Below are 11,271 nucleotides of genomic sequence, written 5' to 3' on the forward strand. Positions count from 1 at the left end.
CCGGGAACAGGCCCCGGGACGGGACCGGACCCCGGAACAGGACCCGGCCGGGATCAGGGCCTGACCGCCGCCGTTCAGTTCCAGATGCCGGTGATGTCCGCGGCGGAGGCCGCGTTGCCCGCGTGGCCGGAGGCACCGGCCAGGTCCTCCAGGGTGCGCAGCACGTTGTAGTGGTTGTAGGTGGTGGCGCTGCTGCTGCCGGGCGTCACGTGGGCGCCGTAGATCACGGTCGGGATCCGGTTGCCGGACAGCTTGTTGTCCTCGTCGAAGGTGACGACCAGCAGGCTGTTGTGGGTCTGCGCCCAGGTGGCGTACGCGCCCAGGTTGTTCTTGATCCAGGTGTCGCCGGTGCCGACCGAGCAGTCGTGCATGTCGCTGCAGAGGTTCGGCACCACGAAGGAGACGTTCGGCAGGGTGCTGTAGTCGGTCGGGAACTGGGCGAAGGTCTTGGCGGAGCCGAGCGGGACGTTGCCGAAGCCGAACCAGGGGTTGTGCTTCTGGGCGTAGCTGCCGCTGCTGCACACGGTGCTGCCCTGGCTGGGCAGGGACTCGTTGTAGCTGCCCCAGGTCTTGCCGGCGGCGATCACCTCGGAGGCGAGGTTGGCGGCCTGGAAGCCGCCGACCGTCACACAGCTGTCGTCGACGGTGCCCTGGGTGGAGCCGGAGAACAGCGCGTAGTAGTTCGGCTCGCTCGGGTGGGTGATGCCGAAGGACTGGGTGAGGTTGGCCCCGCCCGCCTTCAGGGTGTTGTTGATGTACGGGGCGCTGCTGCTGCCGATGACCTGGGTGTAGGCGTGGTTCTCCATCACCACGACGACGATGTGGTCGGGCGTGGGCAGCGCGGCGGCCTGGGCGGTGGTGGCGGTGGCCGCCCAGAGGCCGGCGGAGGCGGCGAGCAGGGCGACGGCGGAGCCGATCGCGGTCGCGGTGCGGCGGGAGCGGGGGCTCAGGGCCTTCGTGGACGAAGTCATGACAATTCCTCGGGTGGAAGACGGCCCGGCGAGCCGGGCTCGGGACGGGAGGTGCCTGCCGCCGGTATGCGGCGTCCGGGGTGCGGCGCCCGGGGTACGACCGGGCGCAAAGCGCCCGAACAGCATCGGGCGCCGAGTTCGACGCGGGTAGACGACGGCAGGTGAAACCTTGGCCCCGGCGCGGGAAACGAACGGTGCGGCCGCCGACCGCCGCATCGACAACGCGAAATGCGGGCGAACCGGTTCACATTGCCACGGACCGCCCGGGCCGGTGATAGTGATCTTCGAACGACGCGGTCCGACACCGCGTCAGCTCACGAGAGAACCGAGGAACATGGCGAAGACCAGCCTTCTGCGCCCGCTCGCGGTGGCCGCCGCCGGCGCCGTCCTGGTGGCGACCGGTGCCCTGCCCGCCGCGGCCGCCGGCCAGGACACCACCGCCGCGACCGCCCCCGACCTCGCCGGTGTGCGCGCCGCCCTCCAGGCCACCGTCTCGGCCGGCGCCCCGGGCGCCTTCGCGGTGATCCGCGACCACGACGGCGGCGACCGGACCCGCTCGGTGAACGTCGGCCTGGCCGACCTGGACGGGACCCCGATGAACTCCTCGTGGAGGTTCCGGGTCGGCAGCAACAGCAAGATGTTCACCGCCGTTCTCGTGATGCAGCTGGCGCAGGAGGGCCGGATCGACCTCGACCGGCCGCTGCGCGAGTACCTGCCCGCGGGCACCCTCCCGGAGGGCTGGACCATGACGGGCCGCCAGGTGCTGGAGCACCGGGCCGGGATCTTCGACCACACCAACGACCTGCTGGAGCAGGCCGGCGAGGAGACCACCAGCGCCTTCGAGGCCCGCATCCGCAGCACGGTCTACGACCCGCGCGAGCTGGTCGCGATGTCGGTCAAGCACGGCCTGCAGTACACCCCCGGCACCCGCTACTCCTACTCCAACACCGACTTCGTGCTGATGGGCCTGGCGGTCGAGCACCTCACCGGCCAGCCCTTCCCGGAGGTGCTGAACGAGCGGATCATCCAGCCGCTCGGCCTGCGCAAGACCTCCTTCGTGGTGCCCGACCAGGCGATCCGCGGCGCCCACGTCACCGGCTACCTCACCAACGACGACCGCACCAAGCCGCTGCTGAACTCCACCGAGCAGAACGGTTCCTGGGTCTGGGCCGCCGGGGCCGTCATCTCCACCGCCGAGGACCTCGACCGCTTCCTCACCGCGCTGACGGCCGGCGACAACGGCGGGCTCGTCTCGACCGCCTCGCTCCAGCAGATGACCACCGCCCTGCCCACCCCCACCGCGAAGATCTCCTACGGCCTGGGCCTGCGCCGCATCTCGCTCTCCTGCGGGGACGTGTACGGGCACGGCGGCATCGTGCAGGGCTTCAACAGCCAGTCCTTCACCACCCCGGACGGTCGGCGCAGCGTGGTGGTCTTCGCCAACGCCTCCAACAACGGCTCGGTGACCCAGGGTCTGATGAACACCCTGGAGCCGGCCTTCTGCGGCAAGCAGCCCACCGTCGCCCCGCGGACGGCCTTCGCACCCGCCTCGGCACCGGCCTCGGCACCGGTCGACTCGCTGCCGGTGGTGGAGGACACCCGGATCTGACCGGTCCCACCGGTCCCACCGGCCGCTCCGGCCCGCGCGCCCGCCCGCTTCCGGTGAGACCGGAGGCGGGCGGGGGCGTTTCCGGCTACGGCCGACCGGCTCTGGGCGCCACCGGCCGGGCCCCTCGGGAGAACCGGTCAGTGCCGGGCGCCCGCCGCGCGGGGGCCCTCCGCGCTCAGGTCGGTGAGCGCCTCGGTCAGCAGCTCGCGGGCCTCCTCGGCGCGGCCCTGCTCGATCAGCGCGGTGCCCAGTTCGGTCAGCGTCTTGGTCATGCTGTCCGGGCGGCCCACCGCCTCGAAGTGCACCAGGGCCTGCCGGTAGGCCTTCTCGGCGGCCGGCCAGCGCCTCAACGCCGCGCGGTCCAGGCCGAGTTCGTGCGCGGTCATGGCCGCCAGCAGGTGCATCAGCGGCGAGGACCAGCGCTCCACCAGCTCCAGCGCCCCGGCCAGGGCCCGCCGGCGCGAATCCACCGCCTCCTCCGCCCGGCCGGACTCCCGCAGGCAGTTGGCCGCGCCCCGCAGGGTGACCAGCCGGCCGATCATCGCCGAGCGGCTGGCGAGCTCGGCGAAGGCGTCCGCCGCCCGGTGGAAGGCGTCGGTCGCCTCCCGGTGCCGCTGGAGGTAGCGCAGGCCCGAGGCGAGGTAGGTGAGCGCCCAGCCCTGCTGCTCCCGGTCGCCCACCGCGAGGGCCAGCTCCAGCCCCTCGGTGGCCAGTTCGATGCCGCGCTGGTAGCGGTGCAGGCAGGTGATGTACGTCCAGGCCAGGTAGTTGACGTGCACCGCCTCCACCCGCCGGTCCCCGGTCGCGCGGGCGGCGTCCGCCGAGAGCTGGAACACCTCGGCCCAGATGCCCCAGCTCAGCAGCCGGTCGGAGAACCAGTGCATCGCCTCGGCGGTGTCCACCACCTCCCGGTAGCGGCCGGCCCGTTGCGCCTGGTGCAGGGCGGCCAGCCACTCGGGGTGCTCGTACTCCAGCCAGGCGGCCGCCTCGGTGAGGTGCGGGGGCGCGGCGCCGCCGGTACCGGCCGCGTCCGTGGCGTGGTCGGGGTCGAACCGCAGTCCGTACTCGGCCGCCCGGCCGAGGATCCAGCGGCCGGCCCGGGTGCGGGCCTCGGCCAGCTCCTGGCCCGTCTCGTCGGCGGTCAGCCGCTCGCCCGCGTAGAGCCGCACCAGGTCGTGCAGGCGGTAGCGGTCCGGGGTGGCCGCCTGCATCAGCCCGGCGTCGACGAGCTGCTCCAGCACCAGCTCGGTGCGGGCCGCCGACAGGCCCGCGTAGGCCGCGGCGATCTCCGCGGTGAAGTCCTGCCCGGCGGTCAGCGCGCAGCGGCGCAGGACCAGTTGGGACTCGGCGGGCAGTCGCCGGTAGGACAGCTCGAAGGCCGGGCGGACGGCCAGGTCGCCGGTCTCCAGCAGGTCCAGCCGGTTCTCCTCGGCGGTGAGCTGGCGCACCAGGTGGGCGACCGGCTGCTGCGGGCGGGCGACCAGGCGCTGCCCGGCGATCCGCAGCGCGAGCGGCAGGTAGCCGCAGAGCCTGGCCAGCTCGGCGGTGGCGTCGGGCGCGGCCTCGATCCGCTCGCGGCCGGCGATCCGGGCCAGCAGCCCGGCCGCCTCCGCCGGGGAGAGCACGTCCAGGCTCAACCGGTGCACCGACTCCAGGCCGGGCAGCACGTTGCGGCTGGTCACGATGGTCACGGCCGGGCCGGAGCCGGGCAGCAGCGGACGCACCTGGCCCTCGTCGGCGGCGTTGTCCAGCACCAGGACGAGCCGCCGCTCGCGCACCAGCGCCCGGTAGAGGCCGGCCCGCTCCTCCGTCCCGGCGGGCACCGCGGCATCGGCCACGCCCAGGGCGCGCAGCACCTGGCCGAGCGCGTCCCGGGCGGGCAGCGGCTGCGAGGACATGCCGCCGAGGTCCAGCGAGAGCTGGCCGTCCGGGAAGCGCGGGGCCAGGACGTGGGCGGCGTGCAGGGCGAAGGAGGTCTTGCCGAGGCCGGGCTGGCCGCTGACCAGCACCACGCGCGGGTGGGCCGGGCGCTCGTCCTCGGCCAGCCGGGCGAGCAGGGCGAGGGCGTCCTCGCGGGCGGTGAAGTCGGCGATGTCGCGGGGCAGCGCGAGGGCGCTCTGGCCGGTCTCGGCGGCGGGCACCGGCGGGGCCGCGGCGCGCGGCGCGTCCGTACGGGCGGCGGCCTCGTGCGCGGCGGACCGGCGGGGCCGGGCGCGGCCCCCGGCGGGCGCCGAGCCCGGCCGCACCCCGCGCGGGCGTCCGGACTGCGCGGCCCGGTCCAGCGCCTCCGCCTGCACGCCGTCCAGCCCGAGCGCCTCGGCCAGGGCCCGCACGGTGCGCCGCTGCGGGCCGCGGGTGCGACCGCGCTCCATGTCCCCGAGGGCGCGCAGGCTGACCCCGGCGGCCGCGGCGAGCTCCTCCTGGGTCAGGCCCGCCACCACCCGGTGCCCTGCCAGCAGACAGCTGAACTCGTTCGCGTCCGTGTCCGTACCGCCCCCGGCCGCCATGCCCCGCCCCCACTCACTCGGTCCTGCGCAGTTCCGCACTTCTGCCTGGAGTCGCCTCCGGCGGTTCGTTCCAGGCAGAAGTATGCCCGGGCGGACGGATTCCTCCCAGTCGCCCCTCCCTCAGGATATCCGCCCAGGTCAGGAGGGATGCTTGCGGGCGGGGCGACGCAGGCGGGGGCGGTTGCGCGGGGGCGGACCGCCGATAGTTCCGCCTGTGGTTCCGCCGGCCGATCAGCGGTTTTCCGCCACGGACGGCCGGTCTCCGGCGGCGGTTTCCCGCCACGGGGGCGGCCGGGGCAGGGCCCGGCGGGCGACGGCCCTACACCAGGCGTCTCGCCTCCGCGCCCTCGACGGTGCGGCCGAGGGCGTCCAGCAGGTCGGCGAGCAGGCCGTGGGAGCGGGCTTCGAGGGCCGGGTCGCCGACGGTGCGGCCGAGGGCGACGGCGAGCCGGGCCGACGAGAGCGCGGCGTCCCGGCGGCCGAGCGCGTGCAGGGCGCGGGCCCGGCTGTGGGTGGCGAGGACGGCCTCGGCGCCGCCGGAGCGGGCGGTGGCGGCGCGCACAGCCTCGTCGGCGTGGCGCAGGGCGGGCCCGGGATCGCCGGCCAGGACGAGCGCGTCGGCGAGGTCGGTGAGCGCGCGGACCAGCAGGTGGTCGGTGGCCGGGGTGCGGGCGGCGGCCACCAGGTCGCCGAGCATGGGCACCGCCCGCTCGTACCGGCCGGTCCGCAGCAGCGCGGCCGCCACCCGGCTGCGGCAGTGGTGGCGCAGCGCCGCGTCGCCGGCCCGGTCGGCGGCGTCGACCGCCCGCTCCAACTGGTCGGCGGCGGTGCGGTGGGCCGCGCGGTCGACGTGCAGGACGGCGAGGTCGGTGCCGAGCCGGGCGACCGCCGCCTCGTCCCGGTCCGCGTGCGCGGCGCGCAGCCCGGCCTCGACCACGGCCCGCCAGTGCGTCCGGTCGTGGCCGGTGGTCTCGTACAACCGGCCGACCCGGTGGGCGAGTCGCCAGGCCGCGGTGGGCCGTCCCTTCTGCTCGGCGCAGAGCACGACGGCGCGCAGGGCGCTCTCCTCGCGGCGGAACCAGGCCGCCGCCGACCCACTGCTCCCGGCCGCCGCGCCCCCGGCCTCCGCCCCCTCGCCCGCCCAGTCCGCGGTGACGTCCAGGTAGTGGGCGATCAACCGGTCGAGGGCCAGGTACCGCTCGTCGCAGGCGAGTTCGGCGGCCTGCGCGGCGGCGTGGCGGCGGACCAGCTCGCGCCGGGCGTACCGGCCGGGGCTGGTCTCCTCCAGCAGGTGCACGGCGTCGAGCCGGGTCAGCAGGGTGCGGGCGGTCGCGGGCGGGAGGTCGGCGAGGGCGGCGGCGGTGTCGGTGCCGATCTCCGCGCCGGGGTGCAGGCCGAGCAGGGTGAACAGCCGGGCGGCGTCCGGGGCCAGCGCGCGGTACGTGCGGTCCAGCGCCGTGGTGAGGCCGAGCGGGCCGCGGTCGGTGCCGGCGCCGGCACCGGAGAGGGCGGCCAGGCCGGTCTGCTCGTCGGCGAGTTCGGCGGCGAGGTCGGCCGCGGACCAGTCGGGCCGGGCGGCCAGGCGGGCGGCGGCCAGGCGCAGCGCGAGCGGCAGGTGGTCGCAGCGCTCGGCGAGTTCGGCGACGGCCTCCGGCTCACCGGCCGTGCGGTCCGGGCCGAGGATGCGGGCGAGCAGGTCGGCGGCCTCGTCGGCGCCGAGCGCGCCGAGCGGCACCGGTATGCCGCCGGTACGGACCAGCAGGTGGCGCAGCCGGCTGCGGCTGGTGACGATCGCGACCGGGGCGGGCTCGCTGTCGGTGGCCGGCGGGTCGGGCAGCAGCGGGGCGAGCTGCTCGTAGGAGGCGGCGTCGTCCAGGACGACCAGCATCCGCCGGCCGCCGATCAGTTCGCGGTAGCGGCGGGCGCGGTCCTCGGCTTCGGCGGGCAGCGCGTCCGGGTCGACGCCGAGGGCGGTGAGGAGCTCCCCGAGCACCTCGCCGGGTTCGCGCGCCCCGTCCGGGTCGAAGCCGCGCAGTTCGGCGCGGAGGACGCCGTCCGGGAAGTAGGCGTCGCCGCGCCGGGCCGTCCACTGCCGGACCAGGCTGGTCTTGCCGACCCCCGCGGGCCCGGTGACCAGGATCGGCCGGCCGTCCCGAGCGGCGGGCAACACCTGCTCCAGCCGGGCGAGTTCGACGCTCCGGCCGACGAACCGGCGGTCGGCGGCGGGCCGGGCGCCGGCCAGCTCGCCGGCCCGTCGCAGTTCGGGGCCGGGCGGCCAGCTGAGCCGGGCCACCGCCCGCTCGTAGCGCTCCCGCGCCTCGGCGCTCCGCCCGTCCTGCTCCAGGCAGCGCACCAGCCGGGCGGCCAGCGGCTGCCGGGCGGGGTGGCCGTCGGCGGCCTCGTCGAGTTCGGCGGCCAGCTCGCCGCCCCGGCCGGCCCGGAGCAGGCCGTCGGCCAGGAGCTCCAGGGCGCGCAGCCGCAGGTCGGTCAGGTACGGGAGGGTCCGCTCGCGCAGCAGGGCGGAGCCGCAGTCGGCGAGCGCCGGACCGCGCCAGAGGTCCAGCGCGGCGCGCAGCAGGGGCAGTGCCCGGTCCGGCGCGGCGCCCCGCGGCGGGCCGGCGGGCTCGGGGAGCAGCACGCCCGCCTGCTCGCAGAACCGGGCGAAGCGCAGCACGTCGATCCGGTCGGGCTCACCGGCCAGCAGGTAGCCGGAGCCGCGGGTGTCGAGTTCCAGTCCGGAGCCGTCCAGCAGCTGGCGCAGCGCCGCGACATGGCCCTGCAGGGCGGCCCGCGCGGTGGGCGGCGCGCAGCCCTCCCAGACCAGCTCGATCAGCTCCTCGGTGGCCACCGTCCGGTTCAGCCGCACGGCGAGCGCGCTCAGCAGCGCCCGGCGCTTGGGCGCCGAGGGCGTCACCGCCGTCCCGTCCTCCCGCCGCACCACCACCGGTCCGAGCAGATCGATGTGCACGCGCCCGTTCCCCTCCCCCGTCCTCGACTCCCCGGCCCGACCGAGGATAGGGCCGGTCAGGCCCTTCGCACCGGTCCGGGGCCGTCCTCGGGCACCGTACCGCGGGGGTACGACACGGCGCCCCGGCCGAACCGAGGGGTACGACACGGTGTTCCGGCCCGATCCCCCGCCGGCGCAACCATCCGCCGCTCCCGACGCGTCAACCGGGGGCAGGGACAACCGACCGACATGACCGGACATCTTCTCGCACTACACTGCTCCACCCCGAGGGCCGATGGCCGCTTCGGGGCGTGATGCGCGGTTCTGCGGTGAAGTGGGGGTACTGGTGCGGATTCGGCTGCTCGGGCCGGTGGAGTTGCGGATCGGGGCAGGCGGCTTCACGAGCGTGGCGGGCGCGCAGCGGCGGGCCGTGCTGGCGCTGCTGGCGCTGCGGCTGGGGCACCTGGTCACCGTGAACCAGCTGTGCGAGCTGCTGTGGGACGAGCAGCCGCCGCCGAGCGCGCGGGCGGCCGTGCAGGGCCACGTCGCCGCGCTGCGCAAGGTGCTCGCCGGCACCCCGTTCGAGCTGCACACCCGGGACTCCGGCTACCTGCTGGCCGGGCCGGCCGACGAGGTGGACGCGCTGCGCTTCGAGGAACTCACCGGCGCCGCCGACCGGCAGGCCGGCCACGGCGACTGCGCCACGGCGGTCGCGCTGCTGGAGGGGGCACTGCGGCTGTGGCGCGGCGAGGCGCTGGCCGACCTGCCCGACACCCCGCTGCGCTCCGCCGCGGTGGACCGGCTGCGGCAGTCCCGCACCGCCGCCCTGCTCCGCTGGGCCGGGCTGCGGCTGGGCCAGGGCGCCGGGGCGTCGGCCGTGCCGGTGCTGGAGCAGGGCGTCCGGACGGACGGGCTGCGCGAGGAACTGGTGGCGCTGCTGATGCGCTGCCTGCACCAGGCGGGCCGGCCCGCCGAGGCGCTGACCGCCTACCACCAGGCCCGGATGCGGCTCGCCGAGGAGCTGGGCATCCACCCCGGCCCGGCGCTGCGGGCGGCGCTCGCCGAAGTGCTGGCCGACGACCGCACGGTGGAGCCGCCGGCCGCCGCTCCCCCGGCCGCCGAGCCGGCGCCGCAGACCCCGCCGGCCCCGCCGGTCCCGCTGGTTCCGCGCCAACTACCGCGTCGCCAAACGGACTTCGTCGGCCGCACCGGCGACCTGGCCCGTCTCGACCGGGCCTGCGGGCCGGGCCCCGACGGGGGCGGCCGGGCCGGGGACGGCCCGGTGCTGGTGGTCGGCCCGGCCGGGGTGGGCAAGAGCGCGCTGGTCACCGCCTGGGCGCACCGGGTCGCCGACCGCTTCCCGGACGGCCTGCTCCACGCCGAGCTGCACGGCCTCGCCCCGGACGGCCCGGCCCGGCCCGAGGCCGTCCTGGCCGGCTTCCTGCGCGCGCTCGGCGTGCCGCAGGACGGCATCCCCGCCGGGCGCGCCGCCCGGGCGGCGCTCTACCGCGAACGCACCGGGGGCCGGCGGCTGCTGGTGCTGCTGGACGACGCCGCCGACGCCGACCAGGTCGCCGACCTGCTGCCCGCGGGCCCGGCCGGCACCGCCGTGGTCACCGGCCGGGGCGCGCTGGAGGGCCTGGTCGCACTGGAGGGAGCGACCCTGCTGCGCCTGGCCGCACTGCCCGAGGACGACGCCCTGGACCTGCTGGAGCGCGCGCTGACGCCCGAGCGGCTGCGCGCCGAGCCGGAGGCCGCCGCCCGGCTCGCCGGGCTCTGCGACCGTCTGCCGCTCGCCCTGCGGATCGCCGCCGCCCGGCTGGCCGCCCGGCCGGACTGGACGATCGCCGGGCTGGTCGCCGAACTCGCCGACGAGCGGACCGGGCTGGCCGCCCTGGACGCCGACGGCACGCTCTCCGTCGCGGGCCGGCTCCGGCTGACCCACCGTCGGCTCTGCGAACCCGCGGCCGAACTGCTGACCGTCCAGGCCGCCCACCCCGGCCGCGAGCTGGACGCTTCGGCGAGCGCCGCGCTGCTCGGCAGCGACACCGCCACCGCCCACCGGGCGCTCGGCGAGCTGACCTCCCACCACCTGCTCACCGGCACCGCCCCCGGGCGCCACGTCCGTACCGACCTGGTCCGGCGCTACGGCGCCGGGCTGCTCGCCGAACGGCCCGAGCGGCACCGGCGGCTGCTGCGCGAACGCCTGGCCGACCACTACCTCACGGCCCTGCGGCACTGCGGCTCCTTCCTCGACCCCGGCCAGGAAGACACCGCCCCGCCCGCCGGCCCGGCGCAGTCCCTGCCGGCCGCCGTCGACATCCGCACCGCGCTCGACTGGTTCGACGCCGAGGAGCCGGCGCTCTCCGCGCTGGTCGCCTCCCCCGACACCGACCCGGCCCGCGCCTGGCGGCTCGCGCTGACCTGCGGCTCGCTCTACTACGGCGCCGGCCGCTTCACCGACTGGCTCGCCTGCGCCCGGCTCGGGCAGGCGGCGGCCGAACGGTGCGGCGACCCGGTCGCGCTCGCCCTGCTGCTCAACTGCCGGGCGCAGGCCCTGGTCGCGCTGGAACGCCGGCAGGAGTCCGCGGAGGCGGCCCGGCGGGCGGTGGCCGCCGCCGAGTCCGGGACCGGGCCCGCGGCCGTGTCCGCGCACGTCCGGGCGCTCGCCACGCTGGCCATGGTCACCGCGATGCTCGGCCACGGCGCCGAGGCCGAACGGCTGGCGGCCGGCGCCACCGCGCTCGCGCTGGAGTCCGGCGACCGCCGGCGGCTGGTCGACGCCAAGGTGCACCAGGGCTGGGTGAGCCTGGCCGTCGGGGACCGGGAGGGCGCCCAGCGCCGGTCCCGCGAGGCCCGGGAGCTGCTGCCGGCCACGCCCGTCACCCAGGTCCACCTCTGGTCGCTGCTGACCGAGGCGCAGGCCCTCCCGCCGACCGTCCGCGACGTCGCCGCCGACCTCGCCTGGCACCGGCTGCTCGCCGCGTGCGAGGAGGCCGGCCTGCTGTACCTGCACGCCCTGGCCGAACAGTCCTACGCCGCCCACCTGTCCGCCCGGGGCCGGGAACCGGAGGTGGGTGCCAGGCTGCGCTCGGCGCTGGAGCGCTTCCGCTCGCACGACCGGCGCGCGGGCTACCGGAGCGGGTTCACCACCGGCCTGGAGGCGTCGCTCAAGCTCCGTACCGGGCGGCGGCCGGCGGACGACTGACCCGGGCGGCGGCCGGCCCTGGCGGAGGC

Annotated in this window: 5 protein-coding genes; 2 read left to right on the forward strand and 3 right to left on the reverse strand. The window is 77.0% G+C overall.

Annotated features, from left to right (window positions below):
- Positions 1 to 74: 74 nt before the first annotated feature.
- Entirely contained in the window at positions 75 to 971 is an 897-nt protein-coding gene (locus ACIQOV_RS09480) for an alkaline phosphatase family protein (RefSeq protein WP_380549397.1), read from the reverse strand.
- A gap of 334 nt (positions 972 to 1,305) precedes the next feature.
- Between ACIQOV_RS09480 and ACIQOV_RS09485 the strand changes: the two genes are divergently transcribed.
- Positions 1,306 to 2,580, forward strand: coding sequence for a serine hydrolase domain-containing protein (locus ACIQOV_RS09485; protein ID WP_401046751.1), 1,275 nt, complete (start codon positions 1,306 to 1,308; stop codon positions 2,578 to 2,580).
- A gap of 137 nt (positions 2,581 to 2,717) precedes the next feature.
- On the opposite strand, the gene ACIQOV_RS09490 is transcribed toward ACIQOV_RS09485, so the two are convergent.
- The gene (locus ACIQOV_RS09490) at positions 2,718 to 5,087 is read right to left on the reverse strand and encodes an ATP-binding protein (RefSeq protein WP_401046753.1); all 2,370 of its coding nucleotides are present in this window, start codon (positions 5,085 to 5,087) and stop codon (positions 2,718 to 2,720) included.
- 319 nt (positions 5,088 to 5,406) lie between these two features.
- A complete protein-coding gene (locus ACIQOV_RS09495; RefSeq protein ID WP_401046756.1) occupies positions 5,407 to 8,055 on the reverse strand; it encodes a BTAD domain-containing putative transcriptional regulator in 2,649 nt (882 codons plus the stop codon).
- Positions 8,056 to 8,380: 325 nt separating this feature from the next.
- Between ACIQOV_RS09495 and ACIQOV_RS09500 the strand changes: the two genes are divergently transcribed.
- On the forward strand, positions 8,381 to 11,242 hold the full coding sequence (locus ACIQOV_RS09500; RefSeq protein ID WP_401046759.1) for a BTAD domain-containing putative transcriptional regulator: 2,862 nt from the start codon (positions 8,381 to 8,383) through the stop codon (positions 11,240 to 11,242).
- Positions 11,243 to 11,271: the final 29 nt, after the last annotated feature.

Origin of the sequence: Kitasatospora sp. NPDC091257 (genome assembly GCF_044757675.1) — a bacterium.
Taxonomy (GTDB): Bacteria; Actinomycetota; Actinomycetes; order Streptomycetales; family Streptomycetaceae; genus Kitasatospora; species Kitasatospora lactacystinica.

Bases quoted from the DNA above. Each gene is read 5' to 3' on its own strand.
- ACIQOV_RS09480 (WP_380549397.1), bottom strand. From the start codon at position 971: ATGACTTCGTCCACGAAGGCCCTGAGCCCCCGCTCCCGCCGCACCGCG.
- ACIQOV_RS09485 (WP_401046751.1), top strand. From the start codon at position 1,306: ATGGCGAAGACCAGCCTTCTGCGCCCGCTCGCGGTGGCCGCCGCCGGC.
- ACIQOV_RS09490 (WP_401046753.1), bottom strand. From the start codon at position 5,087: ATGGCGGCCGGGGGCGGTACGGACACGGACGCGAACGAGTTCAGCTGT.